This window comes from Sorangium sp. So ce836, from assembly GCF_028553905.1.
Taxonomy (GTDB): Bacteria; Myxococcota_A; Polyangia; order Polyangiales; family Polyangiaceae; genus Sorangium; species Sorangium cellulosum_D.
This window is the reverse complement of sequence record NZ_CP102233.1, coordinates 5,932,344-5,957,569: the sequence shown is the minus strand read 5'-3', so window position 1 is coordinate 5,957,569 and position 25,226 is coordinate 5,932,344. Positions and strand designations below refer to the sequence as shown.

Below are 25,226 nucleotides of genomic sequence, written 5' to 3'. Positions count from 1 at the left end.
GGCCTCGAAAGGCCCGGAAGCATTGACCTCGCGGCGCCTGCCCTGCCTGCGCCCTACCTGCGCTGCCTACCCGCGCGCACAGGGCGCCTCGATGGCCGGGCTCCCGCCCACCACGCTTCCGCTCCCGCCTCACCACGAGCGCCCGATCGGATCGCACTGCCCCCGCGATGTCGGGCGCAAACGCAAGAGAAAGAGCAATCATTCTGATGGCTTCCATCTTCACGTGAAATCTTTCTTCTCAGCAAAGGCGCCCGCGAGCTCAGCCGGCGGCCCTCGCTGCCGCCCCGCGACGGCGCTCCCGCCGCGCTCCGCGGCCGTCGCGAGCGCCCTCGCTCCCCTGCCCCGGCACCCCGGCCGCGCCCCCACGCATTCTGTAAGTTACGTAACATTACCTCCGGGGGCGCCCGACAGTCCGCCCGGGCCACACTCGGTGGTCCGTTTTACGCCGCGTCGCGCTAGGCTCGCCGCATGCCGCCGCGTCGCCGCGAGGTCGATCGACCTCTTCGTAAAGAAGTTCGCCTGCTTGGCCGCCTGCTCGGTGAAGTGCTGATCGAACAGGAGGGGGAAGAGCTCTTCGCGCTCGAGGAGCGCATCCGCACGCTCGCCATCCGGAGGCGTCGCGGCCCGAGCGACGGGCGCGCGCACGCCGCGGCGGAGCTGAGCAAGCTGCTCGCGAGCCTGCCGCACGATCGCATCGAGCCCGTCATCCGCGCGTTCACCGTCTACTTCCGCCTCGTCAACCTCGCGGAGCAGCACCACCGCATCCGCCGCGCGCGCGCGTACGCGACCGACCCCGACGCGCGCCCGCAGCGCGGCTCGCTCGAGGCCGCGATGCGCGCGCTCAAGGACGCGGGCGTGCCCGCGGAGCGCGTGCGCGCCGCGCTCCGCTCGCTCGACGTCACGCTCACCCTCACCGCGCACCCGACCGAGGCCGCGCGGCGCACCGTCCTCGAGAAGCTCTACCGCATCGCGCGCAACCTCGAGGAGCGCGACCGCTGCAAGCTCACGCCGGACGAGTCGGCGAAGAAGCTCGCCGAGATCCGCGAGGAGATCACCGCGCTCTGGCAGACCGACGAGGTGCGCCGCGATCGGCCCACCGTCGGCGACGAGGTGAAGAACGTCGCCTGGTACATCGAGGAGATCCTCTGGGACTTGCTCCCCGAGCTCCCCGCCGCGCTCGAGCGCGCGTTCGAGGCCGCCTACGGCGAGCCGCTCGACGCGGAGTTCGTGCCGCTCCGCATCCACTCGTGGGTCGGCGCCGACATGGACGGCAACCCGCTCGTCGTGCCCGCCGTGCTCGAGGACGCGCTGTTCGCCTACCGCATCCGCGGCCTGCGCCGGCTCATCCGGGCGGCGCGCGAGCTCGGCGGCGCGCTGTCGCAGTCGCTCCGGCACGTCACGCCGCCGCCGTGGCTGCTCGCCTCGATCGAGGAGGACGCCGCCGCGATGCCCGAGGTGGCCGCGCACTTCGGGCCGCGCACCGAGGGCGAGCCGTGGCGCCGCAAGCTCCGCTTCATCGAGGCGCGCCTCACCGCGACGCTCGAGCACGCCGAGCACGGCCGCGCCGAGGCCCGCGCGCGCTACGGCCAGGGCCCCGCGCTCGAGGGGCGCGCGTTCGTGCGCCCGGAGGAGCCGACGCTCGCCGCCCCGTACCGCGAGCCCGCGGAGCTCGAGCGCGACCTCGCGCTCGTCGCCGACAGCCTCCGCGCGGCGCGCTCCGGGCACTCCGGCGAGCGGCGCGCCCGCGCGCTCCTGTCGCAGGTGCGCGCGCTCGGGTTCGCGCTCGCCGAGCTCGAGATGCGCGCCCCCGCCGAGGACGCCCGCGCCGCGGCGGCCGAGGTCGCACAGGGCCGGATCGAGCCGGCGCAGATGGGGCCGGAGGCGCGCCGCGTCTTCGAGGCGCTCCAGCGGATCGCCGCCGCCCAGCGCGACAGCGGCGAGTCGGCGTGCCGCACGCTCATCCTGTCGATGACCCATAGCGAGAACGACGTCCTCGCCGCGCTCGCGTGCGCGAAGGCCGCCGGGCTGTGGGACGAGGCCCGCTCGTGCGCGCGCATCGACGTGGTCCCGCTGTTCGAGTCGCTCGGCGCGCTGAACGACAGCGCGCGGATCCTGCGCGCGCTGCTCGCCCACCCGGAGTACCGCCCGCACGTCCTCGCCCGCGGCGTGCAGGAGGTGATGATCGGCTACAGCGACTCCGGCAAGGAGGTCGGCCTGCTCGCGGCGAGCGCGGCGCTCCGGCGCGTGCAGGAGACGCTGCCGAAGATCGCCGCCGAGGCCGAGCTGCCGCTCCGCGTCTTCCACGGCCGCGGCGAGTCGGTGGCGCGCGGCGGCGGCCCGGCGCACCAGGCGCTGCTCGCCCTGCCGGCCGGCAGCGTGGGCGGCCGCTACAAGGCGACGGAGCAGGGCGAGGCGCTCGACCACAAGTACGCCCGGCCCGAGCTCGCGATGCGCACGCTGGAGCTCATGCTCAGCGGCGTCATCCTGCACACGCTGGGCGCGCAGCCGCGGCCGCCCACCGCGTCCGAGCTGCGCTACGCCGCCGCGTTCGACGAGCTCGCCGAGACGGGGCGCCGCGTCTACCGCGGGCTCGTCTGGGAGGAGCCCAAGTTCGTGGAGTTCTTCACGGCGGTGACCCCGATCGACGAGATCGCGCGCCTGCCGCTCGGCTCGCGCCCGAGCAAGCGGCGCGCGGGCGGCCTCGAGTCGCTGCGCGCGATCCCGTGGGTCTTCGCGTGGACGCAGAACCGGGCGATCCTGCCGGGCTGGTACGGCGTCGGCAGCGGCCTGGAGGCGATGGGCCAGCGGCCCGAGGGCGCGGAGCTGCTCAAGGAGATGATGGCGTCGTGGCCGTTCTTCCGGGCGGTCATCGACAACGTCGAGATGGTGCTCGCGAAGGCCGACATGAACATCTTCGCGGGCTACGCCGAGCTCGCGCCGGCCGCGGCGCGGAAGGCGGTCGCGCCGAGGATCATCGCCGAGTACCGGCTGACGCGGTCGTGGCTCCGGCGGCTCACGGGCAACCGGCGGCTGCTCGACAGCAACCCGACGCTCCAGCGGTCCATCTCGCTGCGCAATCCTTACGTCGACCCCCTTTCATTCCTGCAAGTCGAGCTCCTGCGGGCGAGCCGCGGCGGGGACTCCGATCGGGATCGCTCGCTCCTGCTCACGCTGAACGGCATCGCCGCCGGCATGCGAAATACGGGGTGAGCGGCGCGCTCCGCGTCGCTCGTCGACGCGGCGCGCTCGCCGACGATGCGTCGCGCGTCGACGCGGCGCCCTCGCCCTCGCCCGACGACGCGCGACGCGGCGTGCTCGCCCGACACCACGCGGCGCGGCACGATCGACGCCCAGCGTCGCCGGGCGATGCTTCGAACGCGTGACAATCGCTCGGCCAACGCGGGCGTCGCGTGGTAGAAGGCCGGCGCCATGACCAGCATCGTCGAGTTCGGACGTCCCGACACCCTTCCGGCATCGGACAAGCGCCTGCTGCTCGTCTTCGACGGCGGCAATGCCCCCGGCTACTCCTCGGTCGCTGTCGCGCTGACCGAGGAGGCGGCGCGACGAGGCTTCGAGGTGTGGGCCGCGACCGAGGGCTTCCGCTCCCTGACCGCGGACGCGCGCGCCCAGCCCCACTTCGAGCGCCTCATCATGAGCCGCCGCCAGCGCTACTCCCTGCTCGCGCAGGGCATCCCGGCGCGCTCGATGGGGCGGCGCGTGCTCGACGCCGGCAGCGACTTCCGGAGCGAGCGCTACACCGGCTTCCTCGATCGCGAGAAGCGCAAGCAGGCCGCCGTGACGTTCAAGGAGCAGGGGTTCACCCACCTCATCTGCGTCGGCGGCAACGGCACGTTCGAGGGCATCAAGGCGTGGCTCGACGAGTTCGAGGTTCGCCCGCAGTCCGGCTTCGTCAACGTCTCCATCGACAACGACCTGGAGGGCGATCGCGCGATCGGCTTCCTGTCGGGCGTGGAGACGGGCGCCAACATCGCGCGCGGGCTCTACGAGGACGCGTACACGCACAAGCGCATCTACATCCTCGAGATGATGGGCAACCGCAGCGGGCGGCACGCGCTCCACTGCGCGGTGGCGGCGCGCGCGCACCTCATCGTGCTCCCCTTCTTCCGCTTCCCCCAGGACGTGCTGAGCGAGCTCGCCGACGGCCTCGGGCGCGCCGACTACGCGCTCGTGATCGTCGCGGAGGGCTACGAGGCCGAGCGCCGCCGCAAGGAGCACCCCGGCGTGTCGGCGAGCGTGTTCCTGAAGCAGCAGCTCGAGGGCGCGGGGCTCCGCGACACGCCGGACAAGCGCGTCATCGCGGAGCCGTTCAGCCGGTACATCCGCGGCATCCGCCCCGCCTTCCTCGACGTGTCGGCCGCCTTCCTCAAGGCGTCGCTGCTGCTCTCGGCCTTCGACGAGGGGCGCACCGAGGTGATGCCGTACGTGCTCGCCGCGAACGACGTCGGCGTGCTGGATTTCGCCTCCATCCGCCGCGAGGACGGGGTCGAGCGCGCGTTCCTGCCGCTGCTCGACCGGCTCGACCTGCAGCGCTTCAAGACCTGGATCCTCGACCACTTCATCAGCCTCGGGGGCGGCCGGACGAGCCGCGCGCCGGGGTCGAACGGCTGAGGGCGGCGCCGGCTCAGGCGACGGCGCGGGTGAGCGCGCCCGCGAGGTGCTCGCGCGCCCAGTCCTCGAAGCGCCGCCACCCGACCTCCTGGGCCAGGGCGTGGAGGGCCGCGACGTCGACGCCGGGGCCGCCGCGGGCGAGCCAGCGGAACATCGCGGCCAGGTCCTCGCTGCGCGCGCGCACCTCGGCGAGCGGCACCTCGGCGTAGCGGATCTCGCGGCCGGCCACGCGGGACAGCGCCGCGCCGGCCTCGGCGCCGGTGATCTCGTCGGACGCGAGCTCGATCCGCCGCCCGAGGAAGTCGCGCCGGCGCTCGAGCACGAGCGCCGCGAACCGCCCCATGTCGTCGGCGGCGAGCTGCTGGAGCCGGCAGCCCGCCGGGAGCGGGACGGCGTAGACGCCGCGCTGGAGGCCGAGGAGCGCCGCGGGCGAGAGCAGGTCTTCCATGAGGTGGGCGGGCGCGAGGATCGTGCAGGGCACGCCGAGCGCGGCGATGCGCCGCTCGGCGGCGGCCTTGCTCTCCAGGTAGGGGATCCCCGTGCTCCGGTCGGCGCCGGCGGCCGAGGCGTAGACGAGGTGCGCGCCGCCGGCGGCCCTCGCCGCCTCGGCGGCGGCGAGCCCGCGCCGCACCTCGGCGTCCCGGGCGCCGGGGCCGCCGTCGAGCGGCGCGCCCGCGGCGAAGACCGCGTCGACGCCGGCCGCCGCGCGCGCGGCGGCGCGCGGCTCGTCGAGGCTCCCCTGGACGACCTCGGCGCCGAGCTCGATGAGCCGCGCCGCGGCCGGGTCGCCGGGCCCGCGGGAGAAGGCGCGCACGCGGTGCCCTCGGGCGAGCAGCGCCCGCGCGACCGCCCCGCCCTGCGCCCCCGTCGCCCCCGTCACCAGCGCCCGCATGGCCGCGCTATGGGGATACGGGGCGGGCTTCGTAAGCCCTCGCCGCGCTGGGCGAAGGCGCCGGGAGCGCCGGGCGCGGCGCGCCGCCGCGCCCGGCCGGACGATCAGGGCACGCCGCTGATGAGGCGCGCGACGGTGTAGACGGCGGCGGCGAGGATGGCCGAGGCGGGGATCGTGAAGATCCAGGCCCAGACGATGCGGCCGGCGACGCCCCAGCGGACGGTGGAGAGGCGCCCGCTGGTGGCGCCGACGCCGACGATCGCGCCCGTGATCGTGTGGGTCGTGCTCACGGGGATGCCGAGCGCCGTGGCGCTGAAGAGCGTCGCCGCGCCGGCCGTCTCGGCGGCGAAGCCGCCCACTGGCTTCAGCTTCGTGATCTTCATGCCCATCGTCTTCACGATGCGCCAGCCGCCGGAGAGCGTGCCGAGGCCCATCGCGGCGTGGCAGACGAGCACGACCCAGAGCATCGGCTTCGGTTCGTGGCCGCCGTCCTGGAGGCCGGCGGAGATGAGGAGCGCCGTGATGATGCCCATCGTCTTCTGCGCGTCGTTGCCGCCGTGCCCGAGCGAGTAGGCGGCGGCGGAGAGCAGCTGCAGCCGGCGGAAGCGGGAGCTCACCTTGCCGGGCGTCCAGCCCTTGGCGAGCAGCCGGATGCCGTGCATGAGCGAGAACCCGATGATCGCGCCGAGCAGGGGCGACACCAGGATGAACGCCGCCGTCTTGCCGAAGACCGTCGCGTCGAGCACCGACAGCCGCCCCGCGCTCTTCACCGCCGCCCCCGCGAACGCGCCCATGAGCGCGTGCGACGACGACGACGGCAGCCCCCACCACCAGGTGAGCAGGTTCCAGATGATGGCGCCGAGCAGGCCGCCCAGGATGACGTTCGGGGTGATGAACGCCGGCTCGACCCCCTTGGCGATGTTGCGCGCCACCGTGGGCTCGAAGAGGGCGAACGCGATGAAGTTGAAGGCGGCGGCCCAGATCACCGCGGTGCGGGGCGACAGGACGCGCGTCGAGACGACGGTCGCGATCGAGTTCGCGGCGTCGTGAAAGCCGTTGATGTAGTCAAACACCAGCGCGATCACGAGGATGGCGAGGATGTAGGTTGTCATGCGTGCTCGAGCACGATGCCCTCGATGATGTTCGCGACGTCCTCACAGCGGTCCGTCGCGTTCTCCAGGAGGTCGTAGATGTCTCGCCACTTCATCACGAGCAGCGGGTCGTTCCCCTTCTTGAAGAGCGCCGCCAGCGCCGTGCGATAGTGACCGTCGGCCGCGTTCTCGAGCTTGTTGATCTCGACGCAGAGCTCGAGGAGGTTCGGCTGCCGCTTCAGGTCCCTGAGCGACTGGACGGCCGAGCTCATGGCGGTGCACGAGTCGACCACCGCCTGCGCGAGCTGCCGCGCCTCCGGGAGGGCGCTGCCGACCTCGAAGAGCACGATCCGCACGCTCGCCGCCTCGATGCAGTCGAGGACGTCGTCGAGCCGGGTGATGAGGGCGTGGATCTCCTCGCGGTCCAGCGGGGTGATCCAGGTCTGGTGGAGGGCGGCCAGACATCCGTGGGTAATTTTGTCGCCTTCGTCCTCGAGGTCGGAGATCCGCCTCGCCAGCGCCGGCGCTTCGTCGAGCTGGTCGAGCATCTCCAGGAGGAGCTCGCTCGCCGCGACGCTCCGCTGCGCGTGGTTGGCCAGCGCGTCGAAGAAGACGGCATCACGGGTCAGTCCCATGGAGCGGGCCGTTTACCCGTCTCCACGCATCACGTCAACGAGTCGTCACGGACCAGACAAAACTAGGTAACATCATCCACTTCGCCCCGTCGCGCACGTGGCGCGCGCCGGGCGCTCGGCACGCGGGTGACATGGGTATTCGGAGCAAGCTCATCGCGTTCGCCGTGGGGATCGCGGTCCTCGCGGCGGTGGTGTTCGACGGCTACGTCGTGAAGACGCTCGGCGCGGAGCTCGGGGAGCACACGGCGGCCGATCTGGCCGCGCGGACGGCGCTCGTCACCGAGGCCGCCGCGAGGGCGGGCGACCTCGCGGCCGAGGCCCCCGCGCTCGCGTCGGCGCTGTCGGCGCGCGCGGGGGCGCGCGTCACGCTCATCGATCCGAGCGGCGCGGTGCGGGGCGACTCGTCGGTCGCGCCGGAGCGGCTCGGCGACCTCGAGGCCCACGCGACGCGCGACGAGGTCGCCGACGCGCGGCACCACGGCGTGGGGCACAGCGAGCGCGTGAGCAAGACGACGCGGATGAGGATGCTGTACGCGGCGCAGCGGCTCGACCGGCCGGACGGGCCCTGGGTCGTGCGGCTCGCGTTCGAGCCGGTGGCGATCGATCGCACCCTGTCCGCCGCCCACACGCGCGTCGTGGAGGGGACGCTCCTGGCGCTCGCGCTCGCCGTGGGCGCGGCGCTCGCCGGGGCGAGCGCGCTCTCCGGGCGGCTCGTCTACCTGACCGGCGTCGCGCGGGAGATGCGCGTGGATCTGAGCCGGCGCGCGCGCGTGCAGGGGCGCGACGAGATCGCCGCGCTCGGCGGCGCGCTCGACGAGCTCGCCGAGAGCCTGGAGCGCTCACGGCGCGAGCTCGGGGGCGAGGGCGAGCGGTTCGGCGCGGTGCTCGAGTCGATGCGCGAGGGCGTGCTCGTCACGGACGAGCGGGGCGACATCACGCTGGTCAACCCGACGCTGTCACAGCTGCTCGGCATCCGCGGGGACCCGGTCGGTCGCCCGCCGCTCGAGGTGCTCCGCTCCGCGAGCCTGCACGAGCTCATCGAGGAGGTCGCGCTCGCGCGCGCGGCGGCGACGCGCGAGATCCAGATCGCGCCGGCGTCGCCGGGCGCGGCGGGGCCGCCGGGCCGCCGGATCCTCGTCGTGAACGCGGCGCCGCTCGCGCTACCGGCGCAGGGCCGCGGCGCGGCGGGGGTCGTCGCCGTCTTCTTCGACGTGACGGAGCTGCGGCGCATCGAGGGGCTGCAGCGCAACTTCATCGCCAACGCGTCGCACGAGCTGCGCACGCCGGTCGCGTCGATCCGCGCGAGCAGCGAGACGCTGCTCGGCGGCGCGCTGGACGACCCGGCGGCCGCGCGGGATTTCGTCGAGGTGATCGAGCGGAACGCGGCCCGGCTGCACCGGCTCGTGAACGACCTGCTCGACCTGTCGCGCATCGAGGGCCGCGAGCGGTCGCTGTCGCCGGGCACGCTCGACCTCGCGGCGCAGGCCGAGGCCGCGGTGGCGCTCCTGCGCGGGCGCGCCCGGGAGAAGCGGACCGAGGTGACCGTCGACGTCGCGCCGGGCACGCTCGTCGAGGCGGATCCGCGCGCGCTCGATCAGGTCCTGACCAACCTCGTCGACAACGCGATCCACCACACGCCGGAGGGCTCACGCGTGGACGTGCGCGCGAGGGCCGCGAACGGGCGCGTGATCCTGGAGGTCGAGGACGACGGCCCCGGCATCCCGGCGGCGCACCAGGCGCGCGTCTTCGAGCGGTTCTACCGCGTGGATCCGGGGCGCTCCCGCGCCTCGGGCGGCACCGGGCTCGGCCTGTCGATCGCGAAGCACCTCGTGGAGGCGATGAGCGGCGACATCACGGTGTCGACCGGCGAGGCCGGCGGCGCGCTCTTCCGCGTGACGCTGCCGGGCGGGGCGGCCGCGGCCCCGAGGTAGCCCGGGCTGCGCCCGCTGGCCGCGCGCGGCGGGCGCTACGGCGCGCAGGCGTCGCGGCAGTCGTCGAACGACTTCTGGCACGCCGCCGGATTCTCGATCTGCGGCAGGCCGCCGTCCGCGGGGAACTTCGGCGTGAGGCAGGTCTGGAGGATCGACTGGCACTTGGCGGCGCACGCCGCGAGCTTGCCCGAGAGCGCCCCCGCGTCGGGCGTTCCGGTCGCGCCCCCGTCCTTCGGCGCGCCGCCGTCGCCGCCGTCGGGCGCGGCGCCCGCGTCCGCCTTGGTGCCCGCCGCAGGCTGCGCCGGGGAGGCCTTCGCGGGCGCCGCGGGCGCGGCCGGCGTCGGCGTCGCGGCGGGCACGGTCCCGGTCGCCGCCGGCAGCGGCGCCGCCGTGGTCGGCGCGGCGATGTCGGCCGGCGCGGGGCCCGCGTCCTCGGGATCGTCGCTCGACTTGCACGCCGCGATCAGCAGCGCTGGGGAGGCGATCATCACGGCGAGGGCGGCGAAGAGCTGGTGGGCGCGCATGGGTGCTTCATGCTGCGCCTCCGCCGAGAACGCAACCCTCGGGCGAGGCGCGCGAGCCGCAGGCGCGCGGCGCTGGGCGGCGCGCGTGACGTGCGAGACGCGGGGGGCGCGAGGCGCGCGCGGGTCGAGTAGAGCGGTCTCGAACAGGGGCCCTGTGCGCGACAGGAGGGCTATTCGGTCCTGAAGATCACGTGGAATCCATAGCGGGTCTCCACGACGTCGCTGAGCTGGTGGGGGTCGAGCTCGAACGCGGCGTCGGCGAAGGGCGGCAGGACGTCGGCGCGCTCCACGGTGCCGAGCGAGCCGCCGCGCGACGCAGCGCCCGCCTCCTCGCTGTACTGCGCCACCACGTCGTCGAAGCCGGCGCCGCCGCGGATCTTGTCGCGCGCCTCCATCGCGCGCAGGCAGGCCTCCTCGCGCGTGCGCGTCGCGCCCTCGGCGCGATCGGCGCCGGCGTAGCGGACGAGGACGTGCTTCACGCCGATGCGCGCCGGCTCGTCGGCGCGGGGTTGCCGCTTCGCGTTGGCGGCCGCGAGGCACGCGGCGGCGCTCGGGGCGCTCGCCTCGGCGATGGCGCTCTCGCCCGGGGCGGCGCGCGGCGCGGGCTGGGGCGCGCCGCACGCGGCGGCGAGCGCCGCGCCGAGGGCGAGAGGGACGAGACGAGGGTGTCGTTCGAGCGGGCGCATCGCCGCGAGCATAGCCAGGCGTTCACACGATCGGAACACGGGGCGCGCGGGTGCGCGCCCGTGTGGGCGGTGGTCCACCTGCCGGGAGGCGCCTGTCCTGCGGATCGGCGTCGCGCGCGATGCGCGGGGTTTGCATCGCGCGTCGCATCGCTGGTAAGAAGGCACCATGCAGCGCCTCCTCCTCTCGGCGGCACTGGGTGCCGCGCTGATCGCCGGTTGCAGCACCCCCTTCCGGGACAAACGTACGCCTTCCGGCGAGTTCTGCAGCGACATGCACGTCGTACCGGCAGGCCAGCTGCCCGATCGCGAGTACCATCGCCTTCAGCCGATCGCGAGCGATCCCGAGGCCCGGACCGAGGCGGAGCGCCTCGAGTCGCTCCGCAAGGCTGCGTGCGCCGTGGGCGGCGATGCGGTCATCGAGGCGGTGAACGAGGAGATCCGCACCGAGGACGGCCGTTATGCCAGCGTCGCGAGCGGGACCGCGGTGATCTGGGTCCGCCGCACGGAAGGCGAGGCGAAGCCGCTGACGTTCCATCCGGCCACGAAGCCCGGCGACTCCGCGGCGGCTCCCGAGCCGGAGGCGCCGCCGGCGGAGGAGGCTGCGCCTGCGACCGACGAGCCGTACGAGGACGCCGCTGCGCCTGCGGCTTCGGCGACTCCGGGCAAGCCCGGGCAGCCGTCCAAGCCTGGAGCGAAGCCCTCGTCGCCGTCCGCGGCCACGTCGGCCAAGCCGTCGTCGTCCGCGCCCTCTCCGTCGCCGTCCGCGGCCACGTCGGCCAAGCCGTCGTCCCCCACGCCCCCGAAGCCGGCGCCCAAGAAGTAGCGCGACCCGGCGCTTCGAGCGCCGCTGCGTTCTTGTGACCGGCGCGGCGCTCGACCTGCGCGTCGAGCCCGTGCGCCGCGCGAAGCACACCGCCACCGTGGGACGGGCAGCCTGCCGCGTCCCGTCGTACCTCCGCTCTCCTGCCTAGAGCGACGCTCGAAGGAGCAGAAGCTCGAACCGCCAAGCCGCCAAGACCGCCAAGTCTTGTTCTCTTCTTGGCGTTCTTGGCGTTCCTTGGCGGTTCATCTCGCGGTCATCACCGCCATCGACATCTAGCGCGGCGCCGGCGTCGGCTTCTGCGGCGGCGCCGGCGGTTGACCGGACGAGGAGGGCGCCGGCGTGGTGCTGCCGGACCTCGGCAGCACCCCCGACTTGCTCGGGAGCCCCCCCGCCTCGCCGCGGTTCGGCAGCGGCGCCGCGCCGCCGGGCACCGCGCCCGCTGACGGGAGCGCCGATCCGCCGCTGGGCAGCACGTTCGGCTTGAGGACCCCCTGGCCCGGCAGCGTGCCCTGGGTCGGCAGCGTGCCCTGCGTCTTCTGCGGCAGCACCCCGCCCGACGGCAAGAGCTCCTCGCTCCCCTCGGGCGAGCCGGTGAGCGGCTTCGGCGCCGCGGAGCCGTAGCGCAGGATGCGGAAGACCACGCGCCGGTTCTTGGACGTCATGAACTGGCAGTCGGGGCTCAGCTGGTCGTCGGGCCCGACGCAGCCCGTGTCGTCGTAGATCGGTTGCGCGTGCCCGTACCCCTTCGCCTGCAGGCGCGACGGGTCCACGCCCTTCGCGATCAGGTAGGCCATGACGCTCGCCACGCGGCGCTGGGACAAGGCCAGGTTGTAGACGTCCGTCGCGCGCACGTCGGTGTGGCCCTCGATCCGCACCTCGCGGATCTCCGGGTTGTCGATCAGCACCTGCGCGACCGCCTCGAGGGTGGGATTCGAGTCCTCCAGGATGACGTCCCTGTCGGTCGCGAAGTGGACCTGCTCGGTGATCACGATCTCGTCGCCGCGGACGAAGGCGAGCGGGCAGCCGTCCTTGCCGTGCGGGCCGGCGGGCTTGTCGGGGCACTTGTCGTCGCGATCGAAGATGCCGTCGCCGTCGGTGTCCAGGTCCGGACAGCCGAAGTTCTCGGGGCTGCCGGGGACGTCGGGGCAGCGGTCCGCCGCGCCGATGAGGCCGTCGCGATCCGGATCGTCGTTGTCGCGCTGCTGGAGGCGGTTGATCTCCTCCTGCTCCTGCGAGGTCTTCGGCTGCCACGTGATGACGTTGAAGAAGCGGATCGCGGGCGCGCCGAAGCCGCACGCCGCGCCGAAGCTGCCGCCGAAGGTGATGGTGATGCCGTGCTTGGTCTGCCAGCGCAGGCCGAGGAGCGCCTCCGCGGGGATCTGCCCGGGGTCGTCGGGGTAGCTCGTGAGCGACGGGTAGCCGTACACCTCGCCGATGACGGACAGGCCCCAGCGCTGCACGACGTACTGCTCGGCCGCCACGCCGAACTGCGCCATGTCGCCGACGCGCACGCCCGAGAACTGGTTGTCGGGCCGCAGCCAGATGCCGGCGTTCGCGGCGAGGAGCAGGCCGAAGTTGAACCGGTAGTCGGCGATGAGCGTCGCGCCGCCGCTCAGCGCGCCATCGCTGGCGAACGCGTTCTGGTCGCCCGTGGGGAAGTTCAGGTTGCCCGAGATCGCCATCCCGAACCCCTCCTTGACCTGCTCCTTGCGGTTCAGGTACGGGAGCGAGATCTTCGTGGAGAGGCGGAGATCGCCGACGGTGGTGCTCTTCACCGAGCCCTCGGTGCCGAACCGGCGCAGGTTGCCGCCCTCCTGGAAGAGGATGAGCGGCATGGCCATCGTGACGTCGAACACGTCGAAGAAGCCGATGCCCGCGAGGAGGGCGAGCTCGAGCCGACCGGTGATGGCGTTGACGGTCTGCTTCGTGTCGTCGCCCGCGAGCAAGAGCACGAGCGGGTCGGCCGCGATGTCGCTGTAGAGGCCGATGGTCGGCGAGAGGTTGCCGATGACCTCGGATTTCTGGACCATCACGAGGTCGCGCGGGGCGGCCGCGGGGCGGAAGACCTGGGCGTCGAAGCGCCCCTCCTCCGCGAGCGCGGGGCGCTCGGCGAGGAGCCCCGCGAGCGCGAGCAGCGGGAGGAGGAGCCGGCGCATTCTCACGAGGCACCTCCGCTGCGCCGGCGGCGCGTCCGTTCGAGCAGGGCCAGCATCGCGAGGGCGAGGAGCCCGGCGGGCCGCGGGTCGGCGCCCTTCTCGCCGACGACCGAGACGCTGCAGATCTCGGCGAGGGTGCCGCCGCACGCGACGTTGTCCGGCATCGGGCCGAGCGCGCACTCCTTGGCGTCCGCCTCGTCGGTCCAGCGGCAGTGCTCGTTGCCGAGGCAGTCCAGGTTCGACTTGCAGGAGATGTCGCAGGTGTTGTTCGACAGGTCGCAGGTGTTGCCGCAGGGGCACTGGGTGTCGGCGTAGCACTCGACGCACCGCTGGCCGTCGCAGTACGGGGTGTCCTCGTCGCAGGTCGCCATGCATCCCGGGTCGCACTCGTGCGTCTCGGGGTTGCACGTCGTGCCGGCGCACTGCTCGTCCGAGGTGCAGCGCACGCAGACGGCGGACTCGGCGAACTGGCCGGAGCAGAACGGCGTATCGCCGCCGCAGCTGTCGCAGCGCGTCCCGCAGCGCCGGTCCTCGACGCACGCCTTGCACTCGCCGCTCAGGCAGTACTGGCCCTCGGAGCAATCCATGTCGTTGCGGCACGCGGCGCACGCCGTCCCGACCGGCCCGGGCAGGCAGAACGGCACCGGGGGCGTCTGCGGGTCGTTCGGGTCCTCGGGGTGCATGCAATCGACGCAGCCCTCGCCGCAGCAGTTGGGCAGCGCGTTCGTCGGGAGGGGCCTGTCGACGCAGTGGCCCGTGGGCACGTGGCACACCTTGTCACCAGGGCACTGCGCGTCGGTGAGGCACTCGACGCACATCTCGATCCCGCCCGGCTCGACGGCCGCGCAGTCCATCTGCGTGCCGTTGATCCCGTTCGGACAGCAGTTGCACGAGTTGCCGGCGCACCGGTCGGGCGTGTCGCACGGCGTGCAGGCGTGGTCGACGCAGATCTCGCCGCGCGGGCAGTCGGGGTCGACGTTGCATTCGTTGCAGACGTGCGTCTCGGGATCGCAGCTGAAGCCCTCGCGGCAGTCGTCGTCGGTGCGGCATTCAGCGCACTGGAACTCGTCGTTCAGGTTGATGCAAAACTGCTTGTCGCCCTCGCACCGAGAGCAGGACTCGCCGCAGAAGAACGCGGTGTCGCACGGGGCGCAGAGCGCGGCCTCGTTGCAGTAGTAGCTGCCGGGACAGCCGTTGTTGCCGGCCTGGCCTATGAACTGGCGATTGCACTGCTGGCACTGATCGAGATCGGGGAACGACGGCGAGCCGCTCAGCGTCTGAAAGAACTGGGTCGGCTGGAAGAGGGTGAAACCATCGCTCGCCAGGCTCCGGGCTCCAGGCTCACTCGTGCCGAGCTCGTAGTCGGTGAAATCACCGATCAGGTACGACATCTCGAGCGCCGAGTGCTCCGCGACCGCGACGTAGAGGATTTCGACCGGATACAGGCCGGGCTTTTCGAACGTCACGGCGTTCGTGGTGCGCCATGTAGGCTGGCCGAGCCTCGTCGGGCGGACGAGCACGGAAACCGAGCCGAGGTTCAGATCGAAGAAGGTCAGGCTTACGGCGTCGTCCGTATAGAAACCGAAGTGAATCGGCTTGTCGGCGAGATCCGGCGTGACATTCAGAAAACCCCGGAACCGCGTGGCGAACGACGTGTTCGGATTGTTCAGGTCGTTGACGTACGCGCCAGGATTATCCGGATCGGGCTCCCGGTAGAATGCGCACCCGCCGAACTCGCATTCGGGCGACATCGATCCCGTGAAGTCGCCGTGGCTCAGCTGGAGTCCGGTGTTGTTGTTGTTGCTGAGATCGAAGACGGTCCGGACGACCTTCTCGAATCGGCCCGTCCTGTAGGTCTTGTGCTCCTCCATGAAGGCGTTGATGCCGGAGTTGTACGTCTCTGCAGTGAGCAAGCCGAAGTCACGGAGCGGATCCGTCGAGATGGCCGACGCGGAGCAGAGGCCGGTGCCCTCGACGTCCAGCGGATCCATGTAAGGCTCGTAGACCTTGACCGGCGCGGCGTGGGCAGACGCCGGGAGCAGCGTGAAGAGAGCCGCGGTCGCCAGAACGGCTCGTCGATTGCGCATGGCTCTGCCGGTCCTTAGCATCGACTCTCCAAGAGCACGGTCAGTAGGCTAACCGGTGGCCGTAGCGCTCCGCAAGAAAAGAAGGCGGGGGGCGCCGTCTCCAGGTGTAGGGGACGGCCCTCCACCTTCCCGTGCTTCCATGCCGGCGGGGACGGCCGGCGCATCGCGGCGGCAAGCGACGGCTCCCGCTGGAGCGTGGGCGCTATCACCGCAATGCGTTGATGCCGCCGCTGGGAAGTGCGCCCGCGTCGGATGACGTGCGCGTGACTGTGCGGCTAACGCTCTGCGGCAAGGGTCGCGACGGCGACTCCTCTAGAGCTTCCGCGCTCGCCCTGCCCAGGAACAACAGTCTGCTCGCGATCCTGGACGGCTCGGCGTAAAGGAGTGCGCCATGACCACGACCTCGGGTCTTGCCATCGTCACGGGTGCGTCGTCCGGCATCGGGGCGGAGCTCGCGCGGCAGCTCTCGGCGCGCGGGCAGCCGGTGCTCGCCATCGGCCGGCGAGCACACCGCCTTGAGGAGCTCTCTGCGCAGGCTCGCGCCGCCGGCCACGCGCCCATCCATCCGTTCGAGCTCGACGTGGCCGCCGAGGGCGCCGCGCAGCGGGTGCGGGACCGGGCGCGCGCGCTGGGCGGCGCGGGCTGGCTGGTCAACAACGCGGGAGCGACACGGCTCGGGCCGTTCCTGGAAGGCGATCCCGCGGCGCATGCCATGCTGGTGCGGCTCAACTGCGAGAGCGTCGTCGCGCTGTGCGCGGCGATCGTCCCCGACCTCGTGGCGCGCGGCGGAGGGCGCGTGCTCAATGTCGCCTCGCTCGCAGCGTTCCAGCCGACCCCGGGGCACGCGGTCTACGGCGCCACGAAGGCGTTCGTGCTCTCGTTCTCCGAGGGCCTGGCCACGGAGCTCGAGGGGAGCGGCGTCACCGTGACGGCCCTGTGCCCGGGACCGGTGACCACCGAGATCTTCGACACAGGCGCGCCCGGTGTGCCGCGCCGGAAGCTGCCGTTCGAGCTCTCGGCCGAGGCCTGCGCGTCCTTCGGCATCTCCGCCGCCGATCGCGGCGATGTGGTCGCCGTCCCGACCGCGTTGAGCAAGGCCACGGCTCAGCTCTCGCGCGTGCTGCCGCGCGCGGCGATACGCCGGCTCTCGGCGCGAATCGGGCTCCCGCTCCTCGGCTATGGCGCGCCTCCGCGAGGCGGCCGCGGCTAGGACGAGAGCTCGATTCCCGGCGACCCATCGATCCGCGGAGGCGGCGCGCGCGGCTCTGCCCGTGATAGCCTCAGTTCCGGCGCCTGCTCTACCGCCCATGCTGCGGCTCTGGAGCGCGCGGAAGGTCATGCGAGCACGAGCACAATTTCACGTCCTGCTTTCCTTCGTCGGCCTGGGCCTCTGCGGCAGCGGGTGCGCCCTGCTGCTCAGCCTCGACGAGTTCGCGGATCGGCCGCCGGACGGGGCGGGCGGCGGCGGCGCAGGTGGCTCGGAGGGTACGGACCCGACGTGCACGCCCGACGCTTCGGAGGCGTGCTACGCCGGTCCGCCGGGCACCAGGAACGAGGGCGCTTGCCGTGAAGGGACACGCACCTGCGGCGCCGAGGGGACCTGGGGCGCGTGCGAGGGCGAGATCTTGCCGGCGGTCGAGCGGTGCGATGCCGCGGAAGACGAGAACTGCGACGGACTGGAGTGCATCGTCTGGGCGACCGCGTACGAGCAGACCGGAAACATTTACCCCATGGGCATCGCAAGCGACGCCGAGGGAAACGTGTTTGTCAGTGCCGCCTTTTTCGGCACGATCACCATTGACGATGCGACATTCGCCTCGGCCGACACCACAGACGTTCTGCTCTTGAAGCTGAGCCCGGCCGGAGATGTCCTGTGGGCCAGGAAGTTCGGGGACTCTTCCTCAGACAACCCGTGGGGCCTAGCCATAGATTCCCGCGGAAACCCGGTGCTAGGAGGCCGAACCGACAGCGGGGCAACCGACTTCGGCGGTGGGCCGCTTCCACGGGGAGCCTTCGTCGCACGAATGGATGCGTCGAGCAAGCACACCTGGAGCAAGGGCCTCGGCGGCGGCTTGGACGGCGAGATTTCTGCCGTCACGATCGACGCAGACGATAATGTCGTCGTGGTGGGGTCTTTCAACGGGCCGATCGATTTCGGCGAGGGACCGATCTCGCCAGACGGCAGCTCGGATATCATCGTGGCGAAGCTGGACGGCGCCAAAGGCCTCGTGACCACGCCCGGCTGCTGGACGCGCAAGCTCGGCGGCACAGAGGCGCAGGAGGCCAGCGCTGTGGCGGTGGACCGATCGAACAATATCTTCGTCGCCGGCTTGTCCAGCGGACCTCTCGACCTGGGAGGCACGGTCGAGATCGAGAGCAGCAGCTTCGTCGTGAAGCTGACGCCATCGGGCGTCCCCGCCTGGGTCACGACGCTCGGCGAGGCGGCGTCCGTGCAGGCGAGGGGTATCACCGTGGACGCCTCGGGGCGACCTGTCGTGGTGGGATATTTCAGGGACGAGTTGAAGGTGGGGGCACACACACTGACGGCCTCGGACGACAACGATGCGTTTGTCGTGCAGCTTGAGGCTGACGGCACTGTCAGCTGGGCGCGTGTTTTCGGCGGCGACGGGGATCAGTGGACGGGCGGCGTCGCTCTGGACCCCGACGGCAACATCGTCGTTGTCGGACACGCCACCAGCCAGATCGATTTCGGCGACGGGCCGCTCGCGACGAACGACACCCAGGGCTTCGTTGCGAAGCTCACCCCTGATGCAGAGCTCGTATGGAGTCGCCTCCTAGGTCGTCGCGTCAGCCTGAACGCGGTCGCGACCTCCCCCGAAGGCGAGACCCTCGTCGCGGGCTGGACGAAAGCGGTGGACGCCGACTTCGGCACGGGCCCCCTCCCCTGGACCAGCGACGGCACCCTCCAGCACCTCGTCGTCGCCAAGCTGGGCCGGTAACGCGCCGCCGCTCCGGCGTCACCGCCGCCGTCTCCAGCGCCCGCGCCGCGACCGGGCTCGTCGCCTCTCGCCGCCGCAATTTCAACGCTCCTCGCGCGCAAACGCGTAGCGAAACGCCCCAGTGTGGCGCCCGCGCCGACGTCCCCAACGCCCAGCGAGCGAGGCCATCGGCTTCTCGCAGGAAAGTCCGACGTCGCCCGATGGCACCTCCGTTGCTTCGTCGAGATCGAGCACCCCGACACGGGGCCGGAGGTCCATCGATGAGCAAGATTCTACGTGGGATTGCGGCAGGCTATGGCGCGAAGAAGCTCGGGGGCGGGTGCTTCAGCACCATCCTCATCTTCGTCCTGCTCTGGTGGGTGCTGGGCCACTTCGGCATCTTCCGCTGATCGCCGGCCGCGCGCCCCTCAGCGCGACCGGCCCTTCTTCCGCTGCGCCTTGCGCGCGAAGAACGCCCGCCGCGCGTCCGACGATTTCGCGCCTTGCCGCTTCTTCACCTTCGGCGGGGTCTTCGCGAGCGGGACGTCGACCGGCGGCTCGCCGAGGCGGCCGCGCGGCGTGAGCGACGCGCGCTGGTAGGTGATGAGCTCGCCCGCCTTCTCGAACGAGTCCTCGCGCACCTCCACGAGGCCCGCGCGCACGAGGCCGCCGAGGAGGTGCTCGAAATCGCGCCGCTCGAGCGATCCGTCGGCGAACGCCTCGCGGTAGAGCCGGCCGGTCGGCTGCTCGCCGTCGCGCAACGCCGACAGGATCCTCGCGATCGCCTGCGCCTCGTCGCGGCTCGGCGCCCGGAACTCCCGCGCCGCGCACGCGGCCGGGGCGCAGACGTCGCAGAGGCCGCAGGGCTCGCCGGTGTCCTCCTGGTCGCCGAAATGGCGGACCAGGTGCAGCATGCGGCAGCCGTGGCTCTCGGTGAACCGCGCCATCTGCACGAGCTCGGCGAGCTTGTGGCGCCGCTGCGCCTCGTACGGCCCGCGCCACCCCGGCTCGCCCAGGGCCACGCCCCCGTCCTGATCCACGCGCGCGCCGCCGTGGATCCAGAGCTTCTCCAGCGCCTTGTCCGCGACCTCCGGATCCATCCCGAGATCGCCCAGGATCTCCTCCCGCGGGCGCGGCTCCGCGGAGAGGGTCCCCTCGATCCGCTGCAAGACCGCCGGATCGGGGTAGTCGCGCTCGTGGAAGAACTCGTGCATTCGCCGGTCGACATAGGAGTGCATCAGCACGGCCCGCGACGGGAGCCCGTCGCGGCCGGCTCGGCCGATCTCCTGGTAATACCCCTCCAGGCTCCCGGGCAGCCCAGCGTGGATGACCGTGCGGACGTCGGGCTTGTCGATGCCCATGCCGAACGCGATCGTGGCGACGATGACCTCGGTGCTGCCGTCGAGGAACGCCGCCTGGATCCGGTCGCGGACCTGCGGGGCGAGGCCCGCGTGGTACGCCTCGGCGGGGAGGTCTTCCGCGAGGCCGGCGGCGAGCGACTCGGCCTCCTTCCGGGTCGGCGCGTACACGATCGCGGGCGTGCGGCCCTCCTGCCCGAGCAGCGCGCGCACCCGGGCGAGGCGCTCTCCCGGGCTGACCTCGAGGAGCTCGATACCCAGGTTGCTCCGCCGGAAGCCGTGAATGAAGCGCGCCGCGGAGGCGAGCCCGAGCTGCTCGACGATGTCGTCTTGCACGACCGGCGTGGCGGTCGCGGTGAGCGCGATGACCGGCGCTGGACGCAGCGCCGGGAGCCGCTGGCCGAGCATGCGGTAGTCAGGGCGGAAGTCGTGGCCCCACTTGGAGATGCAATGGGCCTCGTCGACGGCGACGAGCACCGGCTTTCTGCGGGCGAGCAGCTCGGGGAAGCCGGGCACGCGGAGCCGCTCGGGGGCGATGAACAGGAAGTCGAGCGCGCCGTCCAGGTAATCGATGCAGGCCTTGCGGGACTCGGCCCGGCTCCGGCCGGAGTGGATCCGCTCGGCGGCGAACCCGCACGCCCGGAGCTTGGCGGCCTGATCCTCCATGAGGGCGATGAGCGGGCTCACGACGAGCGTCGTGCCGCCGCGCGCGATCCCGGGGAGCTGGTAGCAGAGCGATTTGCCGGCGCCGGTGGGCATGACGAGGAGCACGTCGCTCCCCGCGGCCGCCGTCCGGCAGACCGCCTCCTGGTAGCGGCGGAACGCGCGGAAGCCGAAGCACTGCTGGAGCAGCTGGAGGAGATCCGCGGGCCGGGGCGCCGGCGGCGACGGAGCGATCGACGCGCGCGCCGCGGTAGGCGCGACGCCCGCTGTGGGGCGCGGAGGCGAATCGACGGCCGCGGCGCGCGCCGGCGGTGGACGCGAGAGCGCCGCCGGCGAGGCGACGTCCGCGGCGGCGCGCGCCGGCGGCGGGGGCGAGAGCGCCGCGGCGCGCGCCGGGCGTGACTCGACCGCCGCGGGGCGCGCCGGGCGTGACTCGACCGCCGCGGCGCGCGCCGGGCGTGACTCGACCGCCGTGGCGCGCGCGGTCGCCGCGGCGGACGAGCGCGCCACGGCCGCCGCACGCGTCCTGGCCGGCAGCGCGGATGCGGCCGCCGCCGCGACCGCCGGAAGGGCGCCGCGCGACGCGGTGACCGGCGCGCCCCCCGCGCCGCCGGCCGGCGCGCGCCGGGGCGTCGCGCGCGGCGCCTCGCGGTCGCGCCGGGCCTCCGCCGTCGCCGGCGCAGCGCCGCGGCCGCTCCCGAGACCCGGCCGCTCGCCGCGCTCCGGAAAGGGAGACGACCGCTCCTCCGGCCGAGGCGCCGCGCCCCCGGCCGGGCGCCGCCCGGCGCTCACCTCCTCCACCACATGGCGCACGTACGACTCGATGCCCGCCATGAACGAGGCCAGATCGCCGCCGCCCCGGGCCATGCGGGCGAGCTTCGCCTCCCACGCGCCCGTCATCGCGGGGCTCTTCACGTCCGCGTGGACGACCTCGATCAGCCCGACGCCCTTGTCGGTCGCGTGCAGGAGCTTGCCCTTGCGCACGAGGTACTCGCGCCGGAGGAGCGTCTCGATGATCGCCGCCCGCGTGGCCGGGGTGCCGAGGCCCGAGTCCTTCATCGCCTCGGAGAGCTCCTTCTCCTCGAGGCTGCTGCCCGCGGTCTCCATCGCGGTGAGCAGCGTGGCCTCGGTGAAGCGCGGCGGCGGGCGCGTCTTCTTGGCCAGCGCCTGCGCGTCGAGCACGAGCTGGACCTGCCCCCGCGCGAGGCCCGGCGGGAGCTGCTGATCCGCGGTCTCGCGCTCGCCCTCCCCCTCGTCCGCCTCGCGACCCTCCCCTCCCTCGCCTTTGACGTCCGATTCCGCCTTCTTGCGCGGCCTCGCCGGCGGCTTGCCGAAGCCGATGTCGAGCACCTTCCACCCGACCTTCTCCACGACGCTGCCCGCGCTGTGGTAGCGATCCACGATCGGCGCGCCGGCGCCCTCGCCCCGGGCGCGCGTGGTGATCGCGGTGATGACCGTGGTGATCGCGGTGACGTGATCCTCGTGCCACGCCGAGAGCAGGCGGCGGCAGACGAGATCGAAGATCTTCTGCTCGTCCGGCGAGAGCTCCGCGCGCGAGGCCCGGGCGCCGGTGGGGATGATGGCGTGGTGATCGCCGACCTTGCCGTCGTCGACGAAGCGCTTGCCGAGCGGCCGGGTCCCCGTCCCCGGGGCGAGCATGCCCTGGTAGGCGCCCTCGATCGCCTGCACCACGGCGCCGAGCGTGGCGGCCACGTCCGTCGAGAGGTGCCGGCTGTCGGTGCGCGGATAGCTGATGAGCTTCCTGCGCTCGTACAGCGCCTGGGCCACCTCGAGCGTCCTCTGCGCCGAGAAGCCGTAAAGGCGGTTGGCGTGCCGCTGGAGCTCGGTCAGGTCGTAGAGCAGCGGCGGCGGGAGGCGGCGGGACTCGGACCTCACCGCCTCGACGCGCGCCTCGCCGCGCCGGGCCCGCTCGATGATGCGCCGCGCCTCCTCGCCGTCCGGCGGGAGGCGCCGCCGCGACGGCGCGGTCTCGGCCTTCTCGCCCTCGCCCGCGGGGCCCGGCGGCTCGCGCGGATCGCTGGCGAGCGGTTTGTCCCGGAAATACGTGCCCTTGTAGGACGCTTCCGCCGCGCCCTCGCCGCCCTCCCGGAGCGGGCAGAAGGTCGCGACGACCTCGAGGTACGGCTCCGGGACGAACCGCCGGATCGCGAGCTCGCGCTCGACGACGATGGACAGCGTGGGCGTCTGCACGCGTCCGACCGAGAGATCCTGATCGAAGACGAGGCTGTAGGCGCGCGAGAGGTTCATGCCGACGAGCCAGTCGGCCCGGCTGCGCCCGCGCGCGGCGTCGGCGAGGCCGTCGTAGCCGCGGGCGTCGCGCAGCCGCCGCAGCCCGCCGCGGATGGCGTCGGGGGTGAGCGACGAGATCCAGAGCCGGTCGACCGGCTTCTTGCAGCCGGCGGCCTCGTAGATGTAGCGGAAGATGAGCTCGCCCTCGCGGCCCGCGTCGGTCGCGCAGATGACGCGCTCGACGTCGCGCCGGCCCAGGATCTTCCGGACGATCTCGAACTGCGCCCGCGTCCCGGGGAGGACGACGAGGGGGAACCGCGCGGGCAGCATCGGCAGGAGGTCGAGCCGCCAGCGCTTCCAGGCGGGGTCGATCTGGTGCGGCTCGGCGATGGCGACGAGGTGCCCCACCGCCCACGTGACGACGTAGCCGCCGCCCTCGAGGAAGCCCTCGGCGCGCCGCGCGGCCCCGAGCACCGCGGCGATGTCGCGGGCGACGGCGGGCTTCTCTGCGACCACGGCGATCATGCGAAGACCATGCGACCACCGGGAGCCGCGGGCGTCGCCCGCGCCTCCCGCGGGGGCGTTGATAGCGCGTGCCGCGCTCGGGCGGTATGGAGAAGCGCGCCGGGCGGCCGCGAGCGGCGTGCGGCGCGTGGGCGGACCGGTGGCGCCCTCGATCGCCCAGAGAAATTCCACCGAACGGCGGGAACGCAGCGCCGAGGCCGATGCCCCCTCGGAGGCTCCCCTCCCCGCCTCCGTGCTCCGACGACGGTACGTCCAGCGCGCGTCACGCGATGTCTCCAGCCGCCTCTCGAAACACGGGCGACATGGACTCGGTCCTATCGTGGACGGTCGCGCGTGGCCGCCTGTCGTCCTCGAAGGACGGTGATGACACCACGTCGTCCGCGCGCCTGACACACCACACATCGGTCGACTCCCGATCTATCCATCCGCGCTTGACAGCCGCTCACCGCCGCTGCGAGCATCGACGCTCTGCGACGATAAGCACCCTTCCTATGACGAAGCTCTGTCCGTGGCGGTGGTTGCTCTGCCTCATGATCGCCGCGCTCGGCGCCGCGTGCACTCCGCCTGAAAAGAAGGTGATCCGCGTCGCCGTCGGCACGCAGAACGCGACGATCAACTGCGCCACGGGCGGGCTGCTCCTCCGCGAGCTCGACCTGCTCAAGCGATATCTCCCCAGAGAAGGGGCCTACGAGGACGTCCGTTACGACATCCAATGGAGGGACTTCTCGTCGGGGCCCCCGATCACGGCCGAGATGATCGCCGGCGGCCTCGATTTCGGCATGATGGCCGATTTCCCGGCGGTCCTGAACGGCATCGCGTCGGAGCAGGCGGGCAAGCGCAGCATTTACATCGCGACGCTGGCCGGCAGCGCCGCCGGCGCCGGGAACGGGATCGTGGTCCCGATCGACTCCCCGGTGCACGGCGTGCCCGATCTCAAGGGCAAGCGGGTCTCCGTGCCGTTCGGCTCGACGGCGCACGGGATGCTGCTGCGCGCGCTGAGCGACGCCGGCCTCGACCCGGAGCGGGACGTCACGCTCGTGTCGCAGCAGCCCGCCGAGGCCGAGGCGGCGCTCCGAGACAACAGCATCGACGCCCACGCCAGCTTCGTCCCCTTCGTCGAGCTGCTCCCCTTCCGCGGCGCCGCGCGCAAGATCTACGACGGCGCCACCACGCAGATCCCCACCTCGCACGGCATGCTGGTGCGCGCCGCCTACGCGGAGGAGCACCCGGAGGTCGTCGTCGGGCTGCTCCGCGCGATCATCGAGGCGGACCGCATCTTCGAGCGCGATCCCGAGCGGTACAGCGAGATCATCGAGCAGGTGACCGGGGTCGACGCCGAGGTGGCTTACATGTTCCACGGTCCCCTCGGGATCCAGACGCGCGACGTCACGCTCAAGCCCCAGTTCGTCCGCGGGCTGCGGATCGCGGCCGACACGCTGGCGCTCCTCAAGCGGACGAACGCCTCGCTCGACGTCGACCGGTTCGTGGACGATCGCTACATCCGGCAGGCGTGCGCGGCGTCCGGCGTGAGCTACGAAGAGCGGCTCGCGCGCCACGCCAAGGTGCCCCTCGCGCAGCGCGACGCGCGCACCGGGGCGCCGATCGCGGAGCCGAAGCGGGCCGCGCAGCTCTGGGTGGCCGGCGAGGCCAAGGTGCGATCGTACGAGAACGCGGCCTCCGCGCTCGCGGCGCGCCAGGCGCTCTCGGCCGAGGGGAAGCGGCTGCGCGCGATGTTCGTGCACGACCGGCACACGGGCCTGAAGCTGCTGGCCGAGCAGGCGTGGTACGCGGAGACGGAAGACGGCGACCTCGACGCGTTCCTGTCGAGAGACTACGCCGAGACCTGGGCCCGCGAACGGACGGGCGACGTGAGGCAGCTCGACGATCTCAAGATCTTCTACCCCCCGCTGGAGCAGCAGCCCGGCGCGCCGTGACGTCGCCGCACGCTGCGTCCACGTCTTCAAAAGCATTCGGGAATTGGGTAACGTGACGAGAGGGTCGCGCCCGGGCGCGGCAGGTCCCTCATGAGGTACGTCG

At 72.7% G+C, this 25,226-nt stretch carries 16 protein-coding genes; 8 read left to right on the top strand and 8 right to left on the bottom strand.

Annotated features, from left to right (window positions below; all coding sequences use genetic code 11):
* Nucleotides 1-468 precede the first annotated feature (468 nt).
* Entirely contained in the window at nt 469-3,210 is a 2,742-nt protein-coding gene (locus NQZ70_RS21505) for a phosphoenolpyruvate carboxylase (RefSeq protein WP_129575876.1), read from the top strand.
* 219 nt (nt 3,211-3,429) lie between these two features.
* Nucleotides 3,430-4,629 carry a 6-phosphofructokinase gene (locus tag NQZ70_RS21500; RefSeq protein ID WP_129575875.1) on the top strand — a complete coding sequence of 400 codons (1,200 nt, stop codon included), beginning with the start codon at nt 3,430-3,432 and terminating at the stop codon, nt 4,627-4,629.
* A 13-nt stretch (nt 4,630-4,642) separates the two neighbouring features.
* Here NQZ70_RS21500 and NQZ70_RS21495 read toward each other — a convergent pair whose 3' ends face one another.
* The 3 genes from NQZ70_RS21495 to NQZ70_RS21485 all read right to left on the bottom strand — a co-directional run bounded on the left by NQZ70_RS21495 (nt 4,643) and on the right by NQZ70_RS21485 (nt 7,247).
* On the bottom strand, nt 4,643-5,521 hold the full coding sequence (locus tag NQZ70_RS21495) for an NmrA family NAD(P)-binding protein (protein WP_129575874.1): 879 nt from the start codon (nt 5,519-5,521) through the stop codon (nt 4,643-4,645).
* Between the two features lie 104 nt (nt 5,522-5,625).
* Nucleotides 5,626-6,633, bottom strand: a complete 1,008-nt coding sequence (locus NQZ70_RS21490; protein WP_129575873.1) for an inorganic phosphate transporter — start codon at nt 6,631-6,633, stop codon at nt 5,626-5,628.
* A complete protein-coding gene (locus NQZ70_RS21485; RefSeq protein ID WP_061621730.1) occupies nt 6,630-7,247 on the bottom strand; it encodes a DUF47 domain-containing protein in 618 nt (205 codons plus the stop codon). Before NQZ70_RS21485 ends, NQZ70_RS21490 begins: the two co-directional genes overlap by 4 nt.
* A gap of 131 nt (nt 7,248-7,378) precedes the next feature.
* Between NQZ70_RS21485 and NQZ70_RS21480 the strand changes: the two genes are divergently transcribed.
* Nucleotides 7,379-9,178, top strand: a complete 1,800-nt coding sequence (locus tag NQZ70_RS21480; protein WP_129575872.1) for a HAMP domain-containing sensor histidine kinase — start codon at nt 7,379-7,381, stop codon at nt 9,176-9,178.
* A gap of 35 nt (nt 9,179-9,213) precedes the next feature.
* Here the strand turns inward: NQZ70_RS21480 and NQZ70_RS21475 are convergent, their stop codons facing one another.
* Together NQZ70_RS21475 and NQZ70_RS21470 are read right to left on the bottom strand one after the other, a co-directional pair.
* Nucleotides 9,214-9,702, bottom strand: coding sequence for a hypothetical protein (locus tag NQZ70_RS21475; protein ID WP_207217911.1), 489 nt, complete (start codon nt 9,700-9,702; stop codon nt 9,214-9,216).
* Nucleotides 9,703-9,872: 170 nt separating this feature from the next.
* Nucleotides 9,873-10,388, bottom strand: a complete 516-nt coding sequence (locus NQZ70_RS21470) for a peptidylprolyl isomerase (RefSeq protein ID WP_129575871.1) — start codon at nt 10,386-10,388, stop codon at nt 9,873-9,875.
* A gap of 166 nt (nt 10,389-10,554) precedes the next feature.
* Here NQZ70_RS21470 and NQZ70_RS21465 point away from each other — a divergent pair, with 166 nt between their 5' ends.
* Nucleotides 10,555-11,211, top strand: a complete 657-nt coding sequence (locus NQZ70_RS21465) for a hypothetical protein (protein ID WP_129575870.1) — start codon at nt 10,555-10,557, stop codon at nt 11,209-11,211.
* A gap of 272 nt (nt 11,212-11,483) precedes the next feature.
* On the opposite strand, the gene NQZ70_RS21460 is transcribed toward NQZ70_RS21465, so the two are convergent.
* Together NQZ70_RS21460 and traA are read right to left on the bottom strand one after the other, a co-directional pair.
* A complete protein-coding gene (locus NQZ70_RS21460; RefSeq protein WP_129581485.1) occupies nt 11,484-13,367 on the bottom strand; it encodes an OmpA family protein in 1,884 nt (627 codons plus the stop codon).
* A gap of 2 nt (nt 13,368-13,369) precedes the next feature.
* Nucleotides 13,370-15,454 (bottom strand): outer membrane exchange protein TraA family protein, encoded by a 2,085-nt coding sequence (gene traA / locus NQZ70_RS21455; protein WP_237245490.1) that lies wholly within the window; start codon nt 15,452-15,454, stop codon nt 13,370-13,372.
* 391 nt (nt 15,455-15,845) lie between these two features.
* On the opposite strand from traA, the gene NQZ70_RS21450 reads away from it, so the two are divergent.
* The 3 genes from NQZ70_RS21450 to NQZ70_RS21440 all read left to right on the top strand — a co-directional run bounded on the left by NQZ70_RS21450 (nt 15,846) and on the right by NQZ70_RS21440 (nt 18,803).
* On the top strand, nt 15,846-16,664 hold the full coding sequence (locus NQZ70_RS21450; protein WP_129575869.1) for an SDR family oxidoreductase: 819 nt from the start codon (nt 15,846-15,848) through the stop codon (nt 16,662-16,664).
* 97 nt (nt 16,665-16,761) lie between these two features.
* On the top strand, nt 16,762-18,414 hold the full coding sequence (locus NQZ70_RS21445; protein ID WP_237245489.1) for an SBBP repeat-containing protein: 1,653 nt from the start codon (nt 16,762-16,764) through the stop codon (nt 18,412-18,414).
* Nucleotides 18,415-18,674: 260 nt separating this feature from the next.
* Entirely contained in the window at nt 18,675-18,803 is a 129-nt protein-coding gene (locus NQZ70_RS21440; protein WP_020736078.1) for a hypothetical protein, read from the top strand.
* An 18-nt stretch (nt 18,804-18,821) separates the two neighbouring features.
* On the opposite strand, the gene NQZ70_RS21435 is transcribed toward NQZ70_RS21440, so the two are convergent.
* Nucleotides 18,822-23,189, bottom strand: coding sequence for a DNA topoisomerase 3 (locus tag NQZ70_RS21435; RefSeq protein WP_129575867.1), 4,368 nt, complete (start codon nt 23,187-23,189; stop codon nt 18,822-18,824).
* A gap of 491 nt (nt 23,190-23,680) precedes the next feature.
* On the opposite strand from NQZ70_RS21435, the gene NQZ70_RS21430 reads away from it, so the two are divergent.
* Entirely contained in the window at nt 23,681-25,123 is a 1,443-nt protein-coding gene (locus NQZ70_RS21430; RefSeq protein ID WP_129575866.1) for an ABC transporter substrate-binding protein, read from the top strand.
* Nucleotides 25,124-25,226 lie beyond the last annotated feature (103 nt).

Excerpts from the sequence above, each read along its gene's own strand:
- NQZ70_RS21505 (WP_129575876.1), top strand. The coding sequence starts at position 469 with ATGCCGCCGCGTCGCCGCGAGGTCGATCGACCTCTTCGTAAAGAAGTT.
- NQZ70_RS21500 (WP_129575875.1), top strand. The coding sequence starts at position 3,430 with ATGACCAGCATCGTCGAGTTCGGACGTCCCGACACCCTTCCGGCATCG.
- NQZ70_RS21495 (WP_129575874.1), bottom strand. The coding sequence starts at position 5,521 with ATGCGGGCGCTGGTGACGGGGGCGACGGGGGCGCAGGGCGGGGCGGTC.
- NQZ70_RS21490 (WP_129575873.1), bottom strand. The coding sequence starts at position 6,633 with ATGACAACCTACATCCTCGCCATCCTCGTGATCGCGCTGGTGTTTGAC.
- NQZ70_RS21485 (WP_061621730.1), bottom strand. The coding sequence starts at position 7,247 with ATGGGACTGACCCGTGATGCCGTCTTCTTCGACGCGCTGGCCAACCAC.
- NQZ70_RS21480 (WP_129575872.1), top strand. The coding sequence starts at position 7,379 with ATGGGTATTCGGAGCAAGCTCATCGCGTTCGCCGTGGGGATCGCGGTC.
- NQZ70_RS21475 (WP_207217911.1), bottom strand. The coding sequence starts at position 9,702 with ATGCGCGCCCACCAGCTCTTCGCCGCCCTCGCCGTGATGATCGCCTCC.
- NQZ70_RS21470 (WP_129575871.1), bottom strand. The coding sequence starts at position 10,388 with ATGCGCCCGCTCGAACGACACCCTCGTCTCGTCCCTCTCGCCCTCGGC.
- NQZ70_RS21465 (WP_129575870.1), top strand. The coding sequence starts at position 10,555 with ATGCAGCGCCTCCTCCTCTCGGCGGCACTGGGTGCCGCGCTGATCGCC.
- NQZ70_RS21460 (WP_129581485.1), bottom strand. The coding sequence starts at position 13,367 with ATGCGCCGGCTCCTCCTCCCGCTGCTCGCGCTCGCGGGGCTCCTCGCC.
- traA (WP_237245490.1), bottom strand. The coding sequence starts at position 15,454 with ATGCGCAATCGACGAGCCGTTCTGGCGACCGCGGCTCTCTTCACGCTG.
- NQZ70_RS21450 (WP_129575869.1), top strand. The coding sequence starts at position 15,846 with ATGACCACGACCTCGGGTCTTGCCATCGTCACGGGTGCGTCGTCCGGC.
- NQZ70_RS21445 (WP_237245489.1), top strand. The coding sequence starts at position 16,762 with ATGCTGCGGCTCTGGAGCGCGCGGAAGGTCATGCGAGCACGAGCACAA.
- NQZ70_RS21440 (WP_020736078.1), top strand. The coding sequence starts at position 18,675 with ATGAGCAAGATTCTACGTGGGATTGCGGCAGGCTATGGCGCGAAGAAG.
- NQZ70_RS21435 (WP_129575867.1), bottom strand. The coding sequence starts at position 23,189 with ATGATCGCCGTGGTCGCAGAGAAGCCCGCCGTCGCCCGCGACATCGCC.
- NQZ70_RS21430 (WP_129575866.1), top strand. The coding sequence starts at position 23,681 with ATGACGAAGCTCTGTCCGTGGCGGTGGTTGCTCTGCCTCATGATCGCC.